Origin of the sequence: Mesorhizobium sp. M0276 (genome assembly GCF_040321755.1) — a bacterium.
Lineage (GTDB): Bacteria > Pseudomonadota > Alphaproteobacteria > Rhizobiales > Rhizobiaceae > Mesorhizobium.
The window spans coordinates 17,289-36,512 of the sequence record NZ_JAMYSC010000023.1 but is presented as its reverse complement, the minus strand read 5'-3'; the positions used below and the strand labels follow the sequence as shown (position 1 = coordinate 36,512).

At 62.7% G+C, this 19,224-nt stretch carries 21 protein-coding genes; 13 read left to right on the top strand and 8 right to left on the bottom strand.

The window, feature by feature from the left end; all coding sequences use genetic code 11:
- Positions 1-110: 110 nt before the first annotated feature.
- From NKJ01_RS19045 to NKJ01_RS19025, 5 genes are all read left to right on the top strand, one after another.
- Positions 111-347 carry a type II toxin-antitoxin system Phd/YefM family antitoxin gene (locus NKJ01_RS19045; protein WP_352730101.1) on the top strand — a complete coding sequence of 79 codons (237 nt, stop codon included), beginning with the start codon at positions 111-113 and terminating at the stop codon, positions 345-347.
- 224 nt (positions 348-571) lie between these two features.
- Positions 572-1,204 (top strand): LysE family translocator, encoded by a 633-nt coding sequence (locus NKJ01_RS19040; RefSeq protein ID WP_023761278.1) that lies wholly within the window; start codon positions 572-574, stop codon positions 1,202-1,204.
- A gap of 140 nt (positions 1,205-1,344) precedes the next feature.
- Positions 1,345-2,838, top strand: coding sequence for a D-glycero-beta-D-manno-heptose-7-phosphate kinase (gene rfaE1 / locus NKJ01_RS19035; RefSeq protein ID WP_352730099.1), 1,494 nt, complete (start codon positions 1,345-1,347; stop codon positions 2,836-2,838).
- A 7-nt stretch (positions 2,839-2,845) separates the two neighbouring features.
- On the top strand, positions 2,846-3,418 hold the full coding sequence (locus tag NKJ01_RS19030; protein WP_023761280.1) for a D-sedoheptulose-7-phosphate isomerase: 573 nt from the start codon (positions 2,846-2,848) through the stop codon (positions 3,416-3,418).
- The gene (locus NKJ01_RS19025; RefSeq protein ID WP_352730097.1) at positions 3,411-4,076 is read left to right on the top strand and encodes an HAD family hydrolase; all 666 of its coding nucleotides are present in this window, start codon (positions 3,411-3,413) and stop codon (positions 4,074-4,076) included. The genes NKJ01_RS19030 and NKJ01_RS19025 overlap by 8 nt, the downstream gene beginning before the upstream one ends.
- Before the next feature lie 4 nt (positions 4,077-4,080).
- Here NKJ01_RS19025 and NKJ01_RS19020 read toward each other — a convergent pair whose 3' ends face one another.
- Entirely contained in the window at positions 4,081-4,875 is a 795-nt protein-coding gene (locus NKJ01_RS19020; RefSeq protein ID WP_352730095.1) for a glycosyltransferase family 2 protein, read from the bottom strand.
- Between the two features lie 224 nt (positions 4,876-5,099).
- Positions 5,100-5,579, bottom strand: coding sequence for an Lrp/AsnC family transcriptional regulator (locus NKJ01_RS19015; protein ID WP_023761283.1), 480 nt, complete (start codon positions 5,577-5,579; stop codon positions 5,100-5,102).
- Between the two features lie 249 nt (positions 5,580-5,828).
- On the opposite strand from NKJ01_RS19015, the gene trxB reads away from it, so the two are divergent.
- Together trxB and NKJ01_RS19005 are read left to right on the top strand one after the other, a co-directional pair.
- The gene (trxB, locus tag NKJ01_RS19010) at positions 5,829-6,803 is read left to right on the top strand and encodes a thioredoxin-disulfide reductase (RefSeq protein WP_023761284.1); all 975 of its coding nucleotides are present in this window, start codon (positions 5,829-5,831) and stop codon (positions 6,801-6,803) included.
- A gap of 79 nt (positions 6,804-6,882) precedes the next feature.
- The gene (locus NKJ01_RS19005) at positions 6,883-7,779 is read left to right on the top strand and encodes a LysR family transcriptional regulator (protein ID WP_023761285.1); all 897 of its coding nucleotides are present in this window, start codon (positions 6,883-6,885) and stop codon (positions 7,777-7,779) included.
- Positions 7,780-7,945: 166 nt separating this feature from the next.
- Here the strand turns inward: NKJ01_RS19005 and NKJ01_RS19000 are convergent, their stop codons facing one another.
- Positions 7,946-8,443 (bottom strand): methyltransferase family protein, encoded by a 498-nt coding sequence (locus NKJ01_RS19000; RefSeq protein WP_352730092.1) that lies wholly within the window; start codon positions 8,441-8,443, stop codon positions 7,946-7,948.
- A gap of 721 nt (positions 8,444-9,164) precedes the next feature.
- Positions 9,165-11,216, bottom strand: coding sequence for an elongation factor G (locus tag NKJ01_RS18995; RefSeq protein WP_031260751.1), 2,052 nt, complete (start codon positions 11,214-11,216; stop codon positions 9,165-9,167).
- 312 nt (positions 11,217-11,528) lie between these two features.
- Here NKJ01_RS18995 and NKJ01_RS18990 point away from each other — a divergent pair, with 312 nt between their 5' ends.
- Positions 11,529-11,924, top strand: a complete 396-nt coding sequence (locus NKJ01_RS18990) for a (R)-mandelonitrile lyase (protein WP_352730090.1) — start codon at positions 11,529-11,531, stop codon at positions 11,922-11,924.
- A gap of 176 nt (positions 11,925-12,100) precedes the next feature.
- Here NKJ01_RS18990 and NKJ01_RS18985 read toward each other — a convergent pair whose 3' ends face one another.
- Positions 12,101-13,303, bottom strand: a complete 1,203-nt coding sequence (locus NKJ01_RS18985) for a pyridoxal phosphate-dependent aminotransferase (RefSeq protein ID WP_352730191.1) — start codon at positions 13,301-13,303, stop codon at positions 12,101-12,103.
- Between the two features lie 220 nt (positions 13,304-13,523).
- Between NKJ01_RS18985 and NKJ01_RS18980 the strand changes: the two genes are divergently transcribed.
- The 3 genes from NKJ01_RS18980 to NKJ01_RS18970 all read left to right on the top strand — a co-directional run bounded on the left by NKJ01_RS18980 (position 13,524) and on the right by NKJ01_RS18970 (position 15,981).
- Positions 13,524-14,417: an EAL domain-containing protein gene (locus NKJ01_RS18980; RefSeq protein WP_352730088.1), complete on the top strand. Its 894-nt coding sequence runs from the start codon at positions 13,524-13,526 to the stop codon at positions 14,415-14,417.
- Positions 14,414-15,262 (top strand): EAL domain-containing protein, encoded by an 849-nt coding sequence (locus NKJ01_RS18975; protein WP_352730086.1) that lies wholly within the window; start codon positions 14,414-14,416, stop codon positions 15,260-15,262. Before NKJ01_RS18980 ends, NKJ01_RS18975 begins: the two co-directional genes overlap by 4 nt.
- 110 nt (positions 15,263-15,372) lie before the next feature.
- Positions 15,373-15,981, top strand: coding sequence for a glutathione S-transferase family protein (locus tag NKJ01_RS18970; RefSeq protein ID WP_352730084.1), 609 nt, complete (start codon positions 15,373-15,375; stop codon positions 15,979-15,981).
- 262 nt (positions 15,982-16,243) lie between these two features.
- Here the strand turns inward: NKJ01_RS18970 and NKJ01_RS18965 are convergent, their stop codons facing one another.
- Entirely contained in the window at positions 16,244-16,444 is a 201-nt protein-coding gene (locus NKJ01_RS18965) for a hypothetical protein (RefSeq protein ID WP_023809724.1), read from the bottom strand.
- Positions 16,445-16,715: 271 nt separating this feature from the next.
- Positions 16,716-16,928, bottom strand: coding sequence for a cold-shock protein (locus tag NKJ01_RS18960; protein ID WP_010910991.1), 213 nt, complete (start codon positions 16,926-16,928; stop codon positions 16,716-16,718).
- Between the two features lie 276 nt (positions 16,929-17,204).
- Between NKJ01_RS18960 and NKJ01_RS18955 the strand changes: the two genes are divergently transcribed.
- The gene (locus NKJ01_RS18955) at positions 17,205-17,534 is read left to right on the top strand and encodes a hypothetical protein (RefSeq protein ID WP_352608493.1); all 330 of its coding nucleotides are present in this window, start codon (positions 17,205-17,207) and stop codon (positions 17,532-17,534) included.
- 12 nt (positions 17,535-17,546) lie between these two features.
- On the opposite strand, the gene NKJ01_RS18950 is transcribed toward NKJ01_RS18955, so the two are convergent.
- Complete coding sequence (locus NKJ01_RS18950) at positions 17,547-18,116, bottom strand: methylated-DNA--[protein]-cysteine S-methyltransferase (RefSeq protein WP_352730082.1); 570 nt, start codon at positions 18,114-18,116, stop codon at positions 17,547-17,549.
- A gap of 182 nt (positions 18,117-18,298) precedes the next feature.
- Between NKJ01_RS18950 and NKJ01_RS18945 the strand changes: the two genes are divergently transcribed.
- Positions 18,299-19,201, top strand: a complete 903-nt coding sequence (locus NKJ01_RS18945) for a transglycosylase SLT domain-containing protein (protein ID WP_352730080.1) — start codon at positions 18,299-18,301, stop codon at positions 19,199-19,201.
- The last annotated feature ends 23 nt before the right edge of the window (positions 19,202-19,224 follow it).

Sequence of the window (19,224 nt, the reverse complement as noted above, 5' to 3'; positions counted from 1 at the left end):
GGGGAGGCAGGGTGGGCTGTCGATAAAGCAGGCGTGGTCGCCAGATCTGTCATTTCTTAGGCTTGTCCGTTTTGTCTATTTTGTCTATTATGTGCAAAACGGAGTGGCCTATGAAACGCTATCCATCGACCGATCTGAAACAGAATCTTGGAGACGTGCTCGCGGCTGCCAGCCAGCAGCCTGTCTCCATCACTCGTCACAACAAGCCGAGATACGTCCTGATGAGCATAGAGACCTACGAAGCTCGCTTCGTCAACGATAGCCGCCGCGTCTACGCGGCCGAAGACGCGCCACCCGAACATGTCAAGATGCTTGAAGAATACATGGCGGAGTTGGATCGTGATTAGACCCATCGCCGCCGACGTCTGGAGATATCCATATCTGTGTGGTATCGCCAACACGGAGACGGCGAGACCGAAGGCCGCAAGACACGGCCTGTCGCCTTCGTGGCCATCATTCCATAAGAAAATCATGTCCGCTTTTATCGCGGCTGTCCGTACGGGCCGGTCCGAAGCCATCCCGCGCGCCGACTGAACCGACAGGAGAGAGGCATGATCGTAAGGGACCAATAATGCCGTCGACCGAACTGCTCATCGCGTTTTTCGTCACCACCGCGATCTTCGCCTACATCCCCGGCCCCGCCATGCTCTATGCCGCGGCGCAGACGATGGCGCGTGGCCGCTGGTCCGGCCTTACTGCAGCCCTTGGCATCCATCTGGGCGGTTATGTGCATGTTTTCGCCGCTGCCGCCGGTCTGTCGGTGCTGTTTCACGCCGTGCCGACGCTCTACATGGCGGTCAAGCTGGTCGGCGCGCTCTATCTGATCTGGCTCGGCGTCTCGCTGTTTCGCAAGCGTGTGGAGGGCGATACGGCGCTGCCCGCTATCGAGCGCAAATCGGCACGACGTGCCTTTTTCGAGAGCATCACCGTCGAGGTGCTCAATCCCAAGACGGCGATCTTCTTCATGGCATTCCTGCCGCAGTTCATCGATGCCTCGGCGGCGTTTCCGGTCTGGCTGCAATTCATCGTGCTGGGCACGACAGTCAATTTGATGTTCTCGTCGGCCGATGTCGTCTGCGTGTTCCTGGCCGGTGCCGTGATCGGTCGCTTGCGACGTTCGAGCCGCGCACAGCGGCTGATGCAGCGGGCCGGCGGCGCGGTGCTGGTAGGGCTGGGCGTCCATGTCGCCCTGCAGAAGAGCTGACCGCCTGGGCCGTCGCGATCATGCCCTGCCGTTGCGCTGCATGGAATTGCGGTATATCGGCTTCGCCGTGACCGACCGACCTCGCAATCCGAGCACTATGACCTATCTGAGATCGACTTTTCCCGCGCGCCGCAGATGACATGATCAAGCACAATCCGCCTTCTCCCGAGCCCCTGCACCGCGCCATTGCGCGGTTCGGCCAGGCCACCGTGCTGGTGGTCGGCGACTTCATCCTCGACCGTTTCGTCAACGGCGTCATTGAGCGGATCTCGCCGGAAGCGCCGATCCCAGTGCTGCACGGGCGCGGCGAGACCTCGACGATGGGCGGTGCCGGCAATGTCGTGGCCAACATCGCTTCGCTCGGTGCTACCGCTGTTCCCGTCTCGGTAATCGGCACCGATGTGGCAGGCGACAGCCTGCTGCGGATGCTTGGCGAGCTTGGCGCCGACACGACCGGCCTGGCGCAGGAGCGCGGCCGCATGACATCGTCGAAGAGCCGCTTCAGCGCGCTCAACCAGCAGGTGTTGCGCTTCGACGAGGAGGAGGTCAAGCCGCTGGATGCGTCGGAGCGCGCCGGCCTGATACGTCATTTCCGCGCCGCACTGACGCGCGCCGACATCGTCATCCTGTCCGATTACGGCAAGGGCATCCTGCTCGACGGCGTCGCTGCCGACCTGATCGCCATCTGCCGCGAGGCGGGAAAGCCGGCGCTGGTCGACCCGAAGGGTCGCGACTATGCGCGCTATGCCGGGGCGACCGCCATCACCCCGAACCGTAAGGAACTTGGCGAAGCTGTCGGCCACGCGGTGTTTGCCGATGACGAGATTGTCGGCGCGGCACGTCAGCTGATTTCGGCGCACGGCTTCGACTTCGTCGTCGCGACGCGCAGCGAAAAGGGCATGAGCGTCGTCGGTCCGACCGAGGCGCGCCACATCGCGACCCAGGCGCGGGAAGTGTTCGACGTCTCGGGTGCCGGCGACACGGTGATCGCCAGCTTCGCGCTGGCGTTGGCCGCAGGCGCCGATACCGTCATGGCTGCTTCGATCGCCAATGCCGCCGGCGGCGTCGTGGTCGGAAAACGCGGCACCGCGCGACTGACGGTCGAGGAACTCACCGGCGCGCTGTTCCGCTCGCACGGACCGACCGCCCACAAGGACGCCATCCTCGATGCCACATCGGCCGCACGCATGGTGGCGGCGTGGAAGGATGAGGGCTTGAGCGTCGGCTTCACCAATGGCTGCTTCGACATCCTGCATGCCGGCCATGTCAGCCTCTTGCACGCCGCGCGCAGCCAGTGCGACCGGCTGGTGCTCGGTCTCAACAGCGATGCCTCGGTGCGGCGCCTGAAAGGCGCCGGGCGCCCGGTCAATGATCAGCACGACCGCGCCTGCGTGCTCGCCGCCTTGGCTTCGGTCGATGCGGTCGTGGTGTTCGAAGAGGATACGCCTTTAGCGCTGATCGAGGCTCTGCTGCCCGACATACTGGTCAAGGGCGCCGATTACACGGTCGACACCGTCGTCGGCGCCGATGTGGTGCAGAAGGCCGGCGGACGGGTCGTGCTGGTCGATCTCGTCGCAGGCAAGAGCACCACCGGCACCATTGGCAAATTGCGTGCCGGCGGCATCACCAACTGAGGTTTTCATGGCTGATCTGAACGATTACCTGGTCCGTTCCGCGGCTGCGATCTCCGCTATGGTCGAGCGCGACCTGACCGGCGAGATGGAGCGTGCGGCGAGCGCCGTGGTGACGGCGCTTTCCTCTGGAAAAGCTTTGCTGATTGCCGGCAATGGCGGCTCGGCGAGCGACGCCATCCACATCGCCGGTGAACTGGTCGGCCGCTTTCTCAAAGAGCGCAAGGCCTACAATGTCATCGCGCTGCCGGCCAATGCCGCCGTGCTGACCGCCTGGGGCAATGACTATGGCTTCGACACCGTGTTTGCGCGCCAGGTCGAGGCGCATGGCGCGGCCGGCGGTGTGCTTCTGGCAATCTCGACCAGTGGCAACTCGCCGAGCATCCTCGCCGCAGCCGAACAGGCGCGGATGATGGATATGACGGTGATCAGCCTGACCGGCGACACCGGCGGCAAGCTGAAGTCGCTGACGGACATCCTGCTCAACGTGCCGTCGACCTCGACGCCGATCATCCAGCAGGGGCATCTGTGCCTCTATCACCATCTGTGCGAGGTCGTCGAAGCGCGTCTCAGCGATGGCTGAAACGCACGACACGCCGCCTGGATCCTATCCGCTGGCGGAGCCTGGCCTATGGGTCGAGCGGGTCGGATCGAGGGTCTTCTCCGCAGGCACGCCGGCGCTTTTCCTCGACCGCGACGGCACCATCAATCTCGACACCGGCTATCCTGACGATCCGGCCGAAATCGTACTGCGCGAGGATATCGCCGCAGTGATCGCTGCGGCCAACCGGGCCGGCATTCCCGTCGTCATCGTCACCAACCAGTCGGGCATCGCGCGAGGCTATTACGGTTGGGCCGATTTCGCCGCCGTCAATGGCCGCGTGCTCGAACTGCTGGGTGCCGAAAATGCATTCGTGGATATGGTCCTCGCCTGCGCCTATCACGAGGCGGGTTCCGGCCGGCTCGCGATGTCAGATCATCCTATGCGCAAGCCCAATCCGGGCATGCTGCTGGAAGCGGCCAAGCATTTCGGGCTCGATCTGCAACGTTCGCTGATCGGGGGCGACAAGCCGGCCGACATGGAAGCGGGACTGCGCGCCGGGCTGTCGCAGGGCTGGCTGGTCGACGGGCAAGCGGCTGTTCAACCGGATTTCACCGTCAGGTCCTGGCGCGATCATGGGGATTTCGACGGACTGCTCGCCGCGATTGCGGCACTCGGCGCCGTTTCGGGCGAGCCGTGACGGCTCACACCGGATCGTTGTCTCGCGACTCTTCGTAGAGCTTGGCCTCGGTGGCGAACGAATACACCATCACCATCATCGAATAGACGAAGCCGTGCCGGCCGCACAGGAAGTAGCGCTTGGCCAGATAGAACTTCAGGAAGTTGCCGAACGGCGACAGCACAAGTTTCACGAGGCCAGGCTTCTTGCCTTTTTCGATCAGCGTGGCAACCTTGAGGCCGGAATAGGTGTTGGCCCTTGCCAGGTCCTCCGCGACGGTCATTTCGCGGCGATGCAGCAGTACGCCATTTTCAATCGTGCCGGTTTCGCCCGGCACCTCGAACGATTCATGGACCCGCAAGTTGAGGTCCATGGTGGCCTTGTCGCGGCGGAAAAGACGCAGCAGCCTGTTGTGCAGTACCCAGCGGTGCGCGTAGCCATAGCCCTTCAGCTTGTCTCGGCGTCTTATGTACCATCCGTCGAAGGCGTCATTGCGAGGCTGCGTCACGTCGATGATCGACTGCCTGAGCAGGTCGTCGATGGCCTCATCGGCTTCAATCGAAATGCACCATGGCTGCGTGGCCTGATCTAGCGCGAATTGCCGCTGGCGTGGAAAGCCCGGCCAATCATTGTGAAACAGCCTTATAGGGTAGCCCTTGGCGATGAACTCCTGAACAACATCCAGGGTGCTGTCCGTCGAGCCTGAATCGACGACGATGATCTCGGCGCAGAAGTCGACGCTTTCCAGGCACTGGCCAATCATGTCGGCTTCGTTCATGCAGATGATGAGCGCCGAAACGGGGCTAGCAAATCGAGTCATGATCTCACCCCGCGGCACCCTGTTCTCGGAATTTGCGCTGCTTGCGCCATCTCTTTTTTAGCAATCCCGGACGGAAACCGTTACACATTTTTCCCGGAATTGCTCCAGGAAACCCACCAGAGCGGGCACGGCAAAACGATCCGGCTTTCTACACGAGAGGATATCGAACGCCAAAGCGGCCCTGGTGTGGCGAAGCCGAGAATTCGCATCGCCGTTCGACTGTCTCAAGGCTGTGCGAACGAGACCAGCCCTTCGTCCTTGACCCGGCGGATGGTGAGCGCGGTGCGCACCGTGTCGACATTGGGGGCAGAGGTCAGCTCCTCGATGACGAAGGTCTGGAAGGCGCCGAGGTCGCTCGCCACGCAATGCAGCAGGAAATCGGATTCGCCCGACACCATCCAGGCGTCGCGCACGATCGGCCAGCCTCGGGTGCGCTCGGCAAAGATGCGCAGCTCGGCGTCGGCCTGGTGATGAAGGCCGATCAGGCAAAAGGCGACGACATCGAGACCGAGCGCCGGCGCGTTGAGCAAAGCGCGGTAGCCACGGATGATGCCGGCTTCCTCCAGCCGCTTCACGCGGCGCAGGCATGGCGGTGCCGAAATACCGACGCGGCTCGATAGTTCGACATTGGTCATGCGGCCGTCGCCCTGCAGCTCGCGCAGGATCTTCCAGTCGATGGCGTCGAGATCGGCCTTGAGCGGCATGAGGGCTCTCGAGAAGTCAGTGGCAAGACGCAAGGATCTTGCGTGATTTCGTAATTAAACGACTTCGCTGTCCATTCCATCCCTTGCCCGGAATATTTCGCAGGTTCAGACGGGGCAAGGGTGCGACAAAGCTTTCCGGGGACGAACGCCAACTTGCCTTGCTGGCGTCGTGGGCAACACTTACATTACGCGCGGTAGCGACGAGTTTTCCATGCCGCAATCGCCGGCAACCCTCCGCAGAGGCTTTGAATGACCACCAAGCACGCGCCTGTTCTCATTATCGGTTCCGGCCCGGCCGGCTATACCGCGGCCGTCTACGCCGCCCGCGCCATGCTGAAGCCGATGCTGGTCGCCGGCCTGCAGCAGGGTGGCCAGCTGATGATCACCACCGATGTCGAGAACTATCCCGGCTTCGCCGACCCGATCCAGGGGCCGTGGCTGATGGAGCAGATGCTGAAGCAGGCCGAGCATGTCGGCACCGACATCATCAACGACATCATCACCGAGGTCGATCTCAACGTGCGGCCGTTCCGTGCCAAGGGCGATTCCGGAACCACCTACACCGCCGACGCGCTGATCATCGCCACCGGCGCGCAGGCCAAATGGCTGGGCATCCCGACCGAACAGACCTTCATGGGTTTTGGCGTCTCGGCCTGCGCCACCTGCGATGGTTTCTTCTATCGCGGCAAAGATGTCGCGGTGATCGGCGGCGGCAATTCGGCGGTGGAAGAGGCGCTCTATCTGTCCAACCTCGCCAAGAGCGTGACGGTCGTCCACAGGCGCAGCGATTTTCGCGCCGAACGCATCCTGCGTGAGCGGCTCTTGAAGAAGGACAATGTCCGCGTCATCTGGGACACGATCGTCGACGAGATCACCGGCCGTCCCGGCAAGACACCGTTGCCGCCCTCGGTCGAAGGGCTGAAGCTCAAGCATGCGGTGACCGGCGAGGTGTCGCACCTCAAGGTCGATGGCGTATTCGTGGCCATCGGCCACGCACCGGCAGTAGAACTGTTCGCCGGGAAGCTGAAGCAGAAGCCGAACGGCTATCTGTGGACGGCGCCGGATTCGACCCGCACCGACGTGCCCGGCGTGTTCGCGGCCGGCGATGTGACCGACGATATCTACCGCCAGGCGGTGACGGCGGCGGGACTCGGCTGCATGGCCGCACTCGAGGCGGAGAAATATCTGGCCGGCATTGAGGTGCACCGCGAAGCGGCCGAGTAGAGAGTTCAGATAACGGCTTAGAAATGCCGTGTAAAAGCCTGATTTTTCATTCAGACGCCAAAACAGAACGAGGGGAATCATGGCGTTGGACTGGGACAAGCTACGCGTGTTTCACGCTGCGGCGGAGGCGGGGTCGTTTACCCATGCGGCCGAGACATTGCATCTGTCGCAATCGGCGATCTCGCGGCAGGTCAGCGCGCTCGAGCATGATGTCGGCGTGCCGCTGTTCAACCGCCACGCCCGCGGGCTGGTGCTGACCGAGCAGGGCGAGATGCTGTTCCGCACGGCGCATGACGTGCTGATGAAGCTGGAAACCATCAAGTCACGGCTGACCGAGACCAAGGACCGCCCTTCCGGCGTGCTCAGGGTGACGACGACGGTCGGTCTCGGCGCCGGCTGGCTGACTGAACGGGTGCAGGAGTTCATCGAGCTCTATCCCGAAATCAGCCTGCAGCTGATCCTCGCCAACGAGGAACTCGACCTCACCATGCGCCAGGCCGATTGCGCCATCAGGCTGCGCCAGCCGCAGCAACCGGACCTGATCCAGCGCCGGCTGTTCACCGTGCACTTCCACCTCTACGCGGCGCCTTCCTATGTCGCCAAGTACGGCAAGCCGGCTTCGGTCGCCGAGCTGAAGGCTCATCGCATCGTCACCTTCGGCGTGCCGGTGCCTTCGCATCTGTCGGAGCTGAACTGGCTGGAAACGGTCGGCGATTTCGAAGGCGGACAAAGGGTGCCGACGCTGCAGATCAACGACATATTGTCGATCAAGCGCGCGGTGCAAGGCGGTGCCGGCATTGCGATGCTGCCCGACTACGTGATCAGCAAGGACTCCGACCTGGTGCAGTTGCTGCCGGAAACCGAAGTGCCATCCTTCGACACCTATTTCGCCTATCCGGACGCGATGAAGAACCAGGCCAAGCTGCACGTCTTTCGCGATTTCATCATTGCCAAGGCGCGCAGCTGGTCCTTCTGAGGGGCATATCGATATTCAGGTGATGAGGGCCTGCGAACGAGGGCTTCCTGCGCTTCCGGTACTCACGGATCCAATGTCCGCTCCGTTCCGGTTCTCGGAATCTCACGCTCTCGGCTCGGCCTGACCTGAATCTCAACATACCCCATGTGGCTCTGCTTGACCTAATCTAGCCCCGCCAAGGCGTCAGGCGAGTCAGCCAGCCAGGCACATTGCGACGGTAGGTCTCGTATTCGGCGCCGTAGCGGCGGGCCAATGTCGGCTCCTCGTAGAGCCGCACGAAGGAGCCCATGGCGATCGCGCCGATGACGGCATAGGCGACCAGCGTCCAGCTCGAGAACAGCAGCGCCTGGCCGAGGATGATCGAAAGCACGGCGACATACATCGGGTTGCGGACATGGCGGTAGATGCCGCCGATCACCAGTCTCTCGGTCGGCGCGACCGGAGCGGGCGTGCCCAGCCCTTCGAGCGCAAAGCGGCCGAAGGCATGCAGCAACGCAGCGACCGCAGCGACGATCAAGAGCCCGCCAGCAGGGACAAAGCCCGGCAGGTTCGACCACGGCAAGCCCCAGCGGTCGGTCAACAGCCAAGGCACCAGCCCGGCAATCACGCCCGGGGCTGCAATGAAGAAGGCCGCACTGCCGGCGATCGCCGAAAACGTCCGCATGGCAGCTTTCCTCCCGATTGCCTTAGAAATGAACGCCTGCTGCCCGCTTCCACGTCACTGCGCAGTTTTGGCATCTCGAGCCGAGAACCAGCGACGATTGGCGAATCTGTAGTGGAAATTGCCCAGTGCAGCGCTCCATTTTGACGATTTTTCTGGTCCTATTGGCTCTTGGAATGGGGTAGACCACAGCCTGCGTCTTTTTGCATGCGAGTGTTGCAAAATAGATGCTTGTTTCTTGGGCATGATGAGCACATATATAGATCATCTCCTGGGCGCGTTCTCCTCCCATTAGCGCCCTTGAGTGTTCCCCTCTGGAGGTTAGCCTTAACAGGCACTTCCAATCAAACTCAGCCGGATCTTCATTGATCCGGCTTTTTTGTTGCCTGTGCCCTGCTGGGTCGGCCAAAAAATCCATCACAATTGCCGCGTAACAGTGACATGTAACCTCTGGTAACATATCGCGGACGTCCGCGGCCTGCTACGCCGACCATAGGACGCGGTGTGGTTCGGACGGGAGATGGGGGCATCACTCGTTCGGCCCGGGCTCAGGCGGCTACCGCGTCCGAACCGTTTCATCCGCCGAAGTTCGGCGATACACAATGCGGCGGACCTGCCGTTTTACCTCCCAAGGAAACGGTCCGCAAACAAAACGACGCCCGGTCCCCGCTGGGCGTCGTTTCTTTTTTGCCCCTCGAACCGAGGCGTTTGACGATGCTGCAGGTCAGGCAGCCTTGCCGTTGGTGTTCATTGCCTCGTCAGCTAGGCGACCCGTGAGTTCGGCCATGTGGTCGAAGACGGCACGGTAGCTGGCGACGCCCGAGGTGGCAGAGCGCAGTTCGATGATCAGGTCGCCGATCTCGGCCTGCGGCATGGTGGCCTCGACGACATCCCAACCCGGCCAGCCGGGCCTCGCATCGTAACCAAGGATCTGGCCGCGCCGCTGCGGGATGAGCGCAATGATCTTCGAGGTGGCATCGGACGGCGTGACGATCTCAACCTTCATCACCGGTTCCAGCAGCACCGGCGAGCAGGCGGCCATGCCTTCCTTCATTGCCAGCCTGGCCGCCATCTGGAAGGCCATGTCGGAGGAATCCACCGCGTGGTACGAGCCGTCCGACAGGTTGACGGCGACATCGACGACGGGAAAGCCGAGCGGCCCGGACTTCAGATAGTCACGCACACCGGTTTCGACCGACTGGATGTAGGTCTTCGGCACGACGCCGCCGGTAATGGTGTCGGTGAACTGGAAGCCGGAGCCGCGCGGCAGCGGCTTGATCTCGATCACCACGTCGCCGAACTGGCCATGACCGCCGGACTGTTTCTTGTGACGGCCGCGCTGCTGCGCCGGCTTGCGGATCGTCTCGCGATAGGGCACCGCAGGCGCATGGCCTTCGACCGGTATCTGGTTCTTGCCTTCCAGCCGCTCGCGCACCACGCGCAGATGCATCTCGCCATGGCCGGATAGCACGGTCTCGGCCGAGTCCTGGTTGTGGCGCAGGCTAAGCGAGGGATCTTCCTCGGCCAGCCGCTGGATGGCGGCCGACATCTTCACTTCGTCCTTGCGTTCCTTGGGGCGCAGCGCGAAGGCGAAGACCGGCTGCGGCGGCTCGAGCTCGATGAGCGGCTTGATGCCGCCCTTGACCGAGCTCAGCGTCTGGCCGGTCTTGACCTCGTCCAGTTTGCCGAGCGCCACCGTGTCGCCGGCCTTGGCGATGGTGAGCTTGGATTGATCCTTGCCAAGCATCCGGTAGATGCCGGAGACCTTGGCCGTATCGCCGCCGGGCAGCCAGAGTTCGGAGCCATCGACGACCTGGCCGGAGAGGATGCGCGACACCGACAGTTTGCCGCCATGCGGCGTGTGGATGGTCTTGATCACCTGGACCAGGGTGGCCGCGCCATCCGGTGCGCCGAGCCGCTTGCGTGTCGCGTCGATGTCGGGTGCGTCGTGGCGGATCGCCTTCAGGAGGCGCAGCACGCCGTTGCCTTTCTCGGCGGTGCCGATCAGCACCGGCGTCACCGCGCCATCGCGCAGATCGGCGGCAAGATCATCAAAGATGGCGTCCTTGGGCGGCTCGATCTCTTCGAGCAGCTGTTCCATCAACTGGTCATCGTGGTCGGCCAGCGTCTCCAGCATGGAGAAGCGTGCCTCGAGCTCGCGCGCCTTTTCGTCGCCCGGAATTTGAGCCACTTCGCTCTCGGCATATTCGCGATAGATGTAGGCACGCTCCAGCGCCAGGTCGATCGAACCGATGACGACGCCGTCCTTGCGCAACGGAATCTGGCGCAGCAGCAACGGCACCGAGCTTGCCGGCTGCAGCATCTTCAGCGTGTCGCGCACACCGGTGATTGCCTTGTCGACCTTGTTGAGAAACAGGATGCGCGGCACGCCGAGATCGTCGAGCTTGCGCATGATCAGCTGCAGGGCGGGGATCTTCTTTTCGTCGGCCTCGGCAACGACCACGGCAAGGTCGCAGGCTGCCAGCACCGGCTCGGCCTCGAAGGAGAATTCGATGGAGCCGGGACAATCGACGAAGGTGATCTGCTCGCCCATGAATTCGGTGGTGGCGATCGTCGCCTCGACGCTCATGGCATGAGCCCGTGCCTCGGGCGAATAATCTGAAACGGTATTGCCTGATGAAACGGGATTTTGTCGGGGAATTGAGCCGGTACGGGCCAAAATGGCTTCGAGAAGTGTCGTCTTACCGCTTGCGAAGGGACCGACTATGGCAATGCATTTCGGTCCCGTGCGTCGTCCTCCGGCGCGAGTACCCATGACTGACCTCCACTCAGGCGTTTCCCGTAGGACCGACTGGCATGCATGGTTCAGGCGTGGTCAATCGGTCCTGAGCGGCGGCCGGCCTGTTCGACCGTCGCGGGCGGTTCTTTTCGTTTCGCTACCTGCCCAAAGCCATCGTCCCACTTGTTTGCCGGCAGGGCAAGAAAAATAGAAATCCGGCACTCGGCCGCGGACACGCGCTGCTCGGACGCTGGGCGTCTGGCGGTCGAACGCTGTTGCACGTTGTTCCAGATCGGCCGAAACTGGGATAGGCGACCCGTCGCCCTCCGTTTCAAGGAACCATCGACCATGAAGATCATTGCCTGCGGTAGCGTGCCGACCATCATAGCGCCAGACAAGTATTTCACCGGCCGGGTGTTGCAGACGCCGATCATCGAGAAAGAGCCGCCGGCGCGGCTGCGGGCCACGCTGGTCAGCTTCGAGCCGGGCGCGCGCACGCACTGGCACACGCATCCGCTTGGTCAGACACTCTATGTTACCGTGGGCGCCGGTCTCGCGCAGACATGGGGCGAACCGGTCCAGGAGATCAGGGCGGGCGACGTCATCTCGTTCGCCCCCGGTGAAAAGCATTGGCATGGCGCGTCGTCGACATCGGAGATGACGCATATCGCCATGCAGGAAGCCCTTGACGGCGTCCATGCCGATTGGCTGGAGGCGGTGACCTCGGAGCAATATGGCGGCTGAGAGCCGAGCCCGGCGGGCTCCAACGCCGCGACGCTGACGGCGGCGATTGCAGCGTTCCCCACCATCGCTGCTGGTCGCCGTCCGAGGCGCGCTCGGCCAAAGAGGCGAAGCAGGGCTGACGGCCCGATCAGAAACCCGGCGGTGAAGCCGGGTTTACTGTTTAAGTGCCGGCCTAGTCAGGTCAGTGATGCCGTGAAACGCTGGATGCGCGTGCAGGCTTCTTCCAGCAGTGTCTCCGAGGTGGCGTAGGAGATGCGGAAGTTGGGGCCAAGTCCGAAAGCCGAGCCGAACACTACGGCGACACCCTCGGCCTCGAGCAGTTCCGAGCAGAAGGTCTCGTCGGTGTCGATCAGCTTGCCGGCTTTTGTCTTCTTGCCGATCAGCTGGGCGCAGGACGGATAGACATAGAAGGCACCCTCCGGAGACGGACAGGTGATGCCGCGCGCCTGGTTGAGCATCGAGACGACGAGATCGCGCCTGCCTTGAAATATCGCCTTGTTCCTGGCGATGAAGTCCTGGGGGCCGTTGAGCGCCTCGACGGAGGCCCATTGCGCGATGGTGCAGGCACCTGATGTCTGCTGGCCCTGGATCATATCCATCGCCTTGATCAACTGGACGGGACCGGCCGCATAGCCGATGCGCCAGCCGGTCATGGCATAGGCTTTCGACACGCCATTCATGGTCAGCGTGCGGTCGTAGAGTTTCGGCTCGACCTCGGCGATGGTCTTGAAGACAAAATCGCCATAGGTCAGGTGCTCGTACATGTCGTCGGTCAGCGTCCAGACATGCGGGTGCTTCAACAGCACGTCGGCGAGCGCGCGCAGTTCAGCCTCGGTGTAGGCGGCGCCCGACGGGTTCGACGGCGAGTTCATCAGCAGCCACTTTGTGCGCGGCGTGATCGCCTTTTCCAGCACAGAAGCGGTCAGCTTGAAGCCGTTGTCGATCGAGGTGTCGGCAAACACCGAGGTGCCGCCGCAGATCGCCACCATCTCGGGATAGCTGACCCAGTAGGGACGCGGAATGATGACCTCGTCGCCCGGATTCAGGGTCGCCATGAAGGCGTTGAACAGGATCTGCTTGCCGCCGGTGCCGACGATGGTCTGCTCGGGCTTGTAGTCGAGATTGTTCTCGCGGTTGAATTTCTTCGAGATCGCCTCGCGCAGCGGCACGATGCCCGAAACCGGCGGATACTTGGTCTCGCCCCGGCGGATCGCCTCGATCGCCGCATTCTTGATGTTGTCAGGCGTATCGAAATCCGGCTCGCCGGCGCCGAGGCCGATAATGTCACGGCCGGCATTTTTCAGCTCGCGCGCTTTCTGCGTCACCGCGATGGTGGCCGAAGGCTTTACGCGGGAAAGGGTGTCGGCAAGAAAAGCCATGACCTTGAACGTCTCCATGGAAGATCGGTGCGACCAGGAGCGGCCGCGGCGCTTCTCATGTCGCATGATTTCGCGCAGTGCAAGCATTGTCGGCTGATCCAGCCGTCAATGACCCGTGATCGGGACCGGTGATCGGCAACAATAAATTCATTAACGAGCGGTAGAGGCTTGAGTGACAGGATCGCAGACCAATTCCGCCGGTTCGCGGAGGCGAGGAACAGTGTCGCGCAGCATCGGGCTTGCCCACATCATCCGTCAGGACGACGGCACCTCCACCGGTGTCTGGGGCATCTACACGCTGCAGAGCGCCTTCCAGCCGATCTTCGCCTTCAACGAAGGCAAACTGTCGGTGGTCGCGTTCGAAGGGCTGATCCGGCCGTTCCGCGACGGCGAGCCGCAATCGCCGATGAATTTCTTCTCGACCTGCCCGGCCGCCGACCGTTTGCATATCGAGGCGCTGACGAGGACGCTGCATCTTCTGAACGCCGGCGCCTGCCTGCCACAAGAGGCGTCGATTTTCATCAATTTCGACCCGTCGGTGTTCACCGAACGCCCCGTTGCCGACGCCGCCTTGCGCGAAATGCGGCTGGTGCTGCATGAGGCCGGCATCGATCCACGCCGGGTCGTCTGCGAAGTGACCGAGCAGCGCTCTGCGTCGCAGGAAACCCTGCACAGTTTCGTCGCGGCACTGAAAGCCAACGGCTTTCGCATTGCCGTCGACGATTATGGCGCCGACGATTCCGACATCAACCGCGTCAGGGAGTTGAAGCCCGATATCGTCAAGTTCGATGCCTATTGGATAACGCAGCTGATGGAATCCGGCGCCGGCTTCGCGCTCTTGACCACCATGGTGAGAAGCTTCGAGGCGCAAGGCATCCGGACGGTGTTCGAAGGTATCGAGGAGAGCTGGCAATTGGAGCTTGCCGAGAAATCGGGAGCATCGATGGTGCAGGGTTTCGTGCTGGCGCGGCCCGAACTGGCGCCGACCAGCTTTCGCGTCTTCGACAAGAACAGGCAGGCCCCCGCCGCCGCTGCCGCCGACACGGCTGCCCCTGCCGTGGCAACCCCCTCGGCGCGGCCCGTGAAGGCCTTCGGGCGCCGGGTGGCGCCATGAGGCTTGAGCGGCGGCGCAATGTCGGCGATGCGATCCAGGTCGATGAAGTCGGTATCGCATACGGCATCCATGGCGAGTTCCGGCTGCGCAGCGCCTATCAGCCGATTTTCGCGCCGCGCGGCCGGTTCCTTCATGCTGTCGCGGTCGAAGCCCTGATCGAGCCGCACCGTGCCGGCCGCCCCGGTGCGCCACGGGTTTTCTTCGACAGCATTGCCGCCTCGGACCGGCTGTTTGTCGAGACCATGTGCCGCGCGCTGCACCTCATGAATTTTCGCAACATCGGCGTCGAGGGACTCGACCTGTTCTTCAACTACAATCCGCTGATCAACGACCATCCCGGGCGGGCGCTGGCCGAGATCCGGCTGATGAGCAGACACCTCGGCGATTTCGGCCTGGCGCCGGGCATGCTGGTCTGCGAAATCACCGAGCAGGCGGCCGATGACGCACTTCTCGCCCGGCTGGTGCGCGAAATGCGGCATGATGGCATCCGCATCGCCATCGACGATTTCGGCACCGGGCACTCGACCGAGGAGCGGGTGAGCCTGCTCAAGCCCGATATCGTCAAGATCGACGGCACCTGGTTCGCGGAGTTCTGCCGCCACGCCGCCGCCGAACGGTTCTTCCGCCCGCTGGTTTCCAGCCTGCATGATCGCGGCGCCAAGGTGCTGGTCGAAGGTATCGAGCAGCCCACCCATCTGCGCGTCGCGCTCGAAGGCGGCGTTGACCTGCTGCAGGGTTTTCTCCTCGCCCGTCCCGCGCTCGCCGGCACCATATTTGATGAAAAGCCGCTGCACATCGACACGCTACTTGGCAATGTCGGCAATGTCGTCCCGTTGTTTGGCTAATAGGTCGCCGGTATCAGCGGCGCTGATCGTCGTACCAAAACAAATCATTGGTTGAGGGCGCCGCCGCTGCGATAATCGCGGCAGCAGAGACGGCGCTCCGGGGAACAGCCATGATACTTTACGGCATGATCGACAGCGGCAATTGCTACAAGCCGCGCCTGCTGATGGCCAAGCTTGGCCTTGCCTTCACCAATGTCGAGGTGAGTTCGCACACCGGCGATACGCGCAAAGCCGATTTTGTCGCCAAGAATCCGAATGCCATGGTGCCGTTGCTCGAGCTCGATGATGGCCGGCGGCTGGCCGAGTCCAACGCCATCCTGCTCTATCTCGCCGAAGGCACGCGATTCCTGCCGGTGGGCAGATACGAGCGGGGGCTCGCCTATCAATGGCTGTTCTTCGAACAGTATAGCCACGAGCCTTACATCGCCGTGCGCAAGGCGCTGCTGACTTTCCCTGAAAGAGCCGCGGATGCGACGCCGGAGCGGCTGGCGGTGACCCTGGAGCGCGGCAACAAGGCGCTCGGCGTGATGAACAAGCATCTGGAAGACAATGCCTTCTTCGCCGGCGGCGCGCTCAGCGTCGCCGACATCGCGCTCTATGCCTATACCCATACGGCGGAGCAGGGCGGCTTCCAGCTCGACGCCTATCCGGCGGTCGCCGCCTGGCTTGCCCGAGTGGAGGCGGATCCGGGGCATGTGCCGATCGAGTGGCTGGGGTAGTCTTTGTCCTTACGCCATCGCCATTGCTCCGATTGGGCGCAGAGATAGGCGCGACGCCTGATCGGGCTTGCGGCCTTGGCCAGGAGTATTGGTTACTTCAGGAGATGATCGTAATCAGCATGGGTGCCGATCCAGAACCAGATCACGTCATCATTGATGCGGATGGCAACAGCTCGGTAATTGTCGTCAACTCGCGCCGACCAATATCGTCCAACTTGTTTGAAACGCAGTGGCCTCCGGAACGATGGGGAGGCGACGTGATTCACAGAGGGCGCGTCCGGCCAGCGCGATGATCCGCCAGTGCCTGTTCGGCAAGCTTGTCCAATCGGCCCGCCTTCGCGTCGGCTTCGATCTGCCGATCCCACATGTCCGCCCGAAGCGCCTCGAACCAGGCGGCAAACGCCTTCAGTTCCTCAGCGCTCAGTTCGGCGACGGATTTTTCGATTTGCTCAAGCTTGGTCATGGCTGAATAGTACCACAAATTGGGTCAAAAGTGTCACCAGAGGTGGGACTATAGCTCCTGGCCGTCGGCGTTAAACCCCAGACAGCAAAAAGGCGGGAAAAATCCCGCCTTCCATGGTAGCCTGATCGGGAGCGTCCGGTCCGGGCTGGCAGCTATCCGCTGATCCAGCTTGTCGGGTCTTTCCGCTCCGGCGCGCTTCTCGCGCGACTGTCAGTACATCCGTGACTTGCCGCGCGCCCCGGGCTCTCGCCCGGCGCGCGCTATCGCAAAATCAGGCTGCCTTGCTCAGAGATCCAGCGGACGACTTGCCAGTGCGGCGGTCCTGCTCGATCTCGAAGTTGATCTTCTGGCCTTCGACCAAGGTCGACAGTCCAGCACGCTCGACAGCGGAGATATGGACGAAAACGTCCGCGCCGCCTGCGTCAGGCTGAATGAAGCCGAAGCCCTTGGTGGCGTTGAACCACTTGACCGTTCCAGTTGCCATTTTTAATAGTCCTTCAACATTTGCTTTAGTTTGACCAGACCGAAGTCCAGCCGGTGTGCATCGAGATTTTGGAGATAGACGTCAGCAAACGCGAAGATCGCGAGGCCCGGATCGATCGGCCGAAATATCAATGGAAGGCATATAGGCTGGTTTCGCATAAAATACAAGACTGCGTGAGAAAGCCGTGATCGAGGGGCTGCCCAACGGCTGCCCCAATCTGCTGAAAACGTTGCGGCAGGTCACGCTGTCCTTGAGCGGCGACCAGGGGAGAAGACCATGAAAACCATTCTGCTTGCCGCCTGCCTGACGCTGGTGGCGGCCGAGGCGCAGGCGATCTCGCGCTACGATCCGACGCATATGAGCTGCGGCAAGGTTCAGACGACGATAGCCCGGCAAGGCGCCGTCATCCTGCGCTACCAGTCGACGCGGGTGCCGGGATTGCCGCTCTACGACCGCTATGTGCAGAGCCAGCAATTCTGCACCATGGGCGAGGTGAGGACGCGCGCCTACGTGCCGAGCGCCGACACCAAGTCCTGTCCCGTCTATAACTGCAAGCGTCCGGACAATGACCGGCATTTCCGCAGGCGGTTCTTCCACAACAACTAGAACCTGTCCGCGTCAGAACCCGAAGGAAACCTGTGCCGGTGGCGGCGGGCCGACGCGCACGCCTTCCATGGCCAGCATCTTCTCCTTGGTGACCGAACCGCCCGGTGCCGAGAAGCCGCCGATCTTGCCGCCGGCCGCTAGGATGCGGTGGCAAGGAATGACCAGCGGCACCGGATTGGCGCCGAGGGCGGCCCCGGTTTCGCGGGCGAGTCCGGCATGGCCGGCCGTCTTGGCCAGCTCTCCATAGGTGGTGGTTTCGCCGAAGGAGAGTTTTCGCGCCGCTTCGTAGATGGCGAGGCGGAAATCGTCGACGCCGTCGAGATCGACCGGCACGCCGGAGAAATCGACGTCCTCGCCCGCCGCGTAGGCCTTGATCGAGGCGATCAACTCGACCACCCATGGCGGCTGGGCCGTGGAGGCGGAAACACCGCCATGGCGCAGCAAGCGCCGCTCCACCGCTTCGCGGCTGCGTTCGGGCAGACAGAGCCGGATCAGGCCCTTTTCACTCCAGGCAATGCCCATGAAACCGATCACTGTTTCTAACACCGCGTGGCCGGCCGTGATCGAAGACGTCGCGTCCATGATGCGTTCCTTTCCGCAAAGTGGAGAAAACCGGGATTCGACCCAGTACATATCCAGAACAATATGGCATCGGGAGCCAAGTCTTGCCACCCGAAAACCAGCTGATGGCCCCGATTGCCGGTCATGAATCGCTGGTGTAAGGGATTTTCTTAACACCCCGACAAATCGGACCCGAGCTCGGCTTGCCAGCAAAATTCAACCTTATAGCGATCGGCGTGATCCTGGCCGCCGCCGGCATCAGCGGTTGCACGTCGACCTCGCAGATGAAGTCCGCGCCGGCTCTTACCGAAACCGCGACCGTCGCCGGCACTGATGCCGGCTTCACCGTGCCGCTGCCGGAGACGGTTTCTGTGCTGCCGGAATCCTCCGGTATTGCGCCCGTTCAGACGGCCGAGCTGCCGCTCGATCCCGCAGCGCAATCGGCGGCAGTGACCGCCGCCTTTGCCGGTTCGACGCCGGCGGCACCAGCCGTGCCTGCCGTGATGACCGCCAATGCCTGGCAGGCGCCTGCGCCGGCCAGTGCGGGCGAGCCGATCCGGGCTGCCGAGACCTATACGACCGCGGGGCTGGTGATGCCGGCGACCGCCAAGGGCGACCGGATGCCCGGCGTCCAGCAGGTCGCCTATATCGTGCCGCAGAACCCGGCCGCCCTGGTGCAGGGTCCGTTCGGGCCGACCGAAGAACATGCGACGGGCGTGCGTGGCGATGTCGAAAGGCTGATCGAGAAATATGCCGCCCTCTATCAGGTGCCGGTGGACCTGGTGCGCCACGTCGTCAACCGCGAGAGCACCTTCAACCCGAAAGCCTACAACAATGGCCATTGGGGGTTGATGCAGATCAAGCACGCGACGGCGCGCGGCATGGGCTATGACGGACCGGCCAAGGGCCTGTTCGACGCCGAGACCAATCTGAAATACGCGGTCAAATATCTGCGCGGCGCCTGGTTGGTGGCCGGCGGCAACGCCAAGAAGGCCGACTGGCTCTATCAGACCGGCTATTATTTCGACGCCAAGCGCAAGGGCCTGCTCGAGGCGACCGGCCTTGGTGTCGACCGTCAGCGACGCCGCCTGCAGCCCGACGCCTGAGCGCGATGCCTGAACCGCGTGCG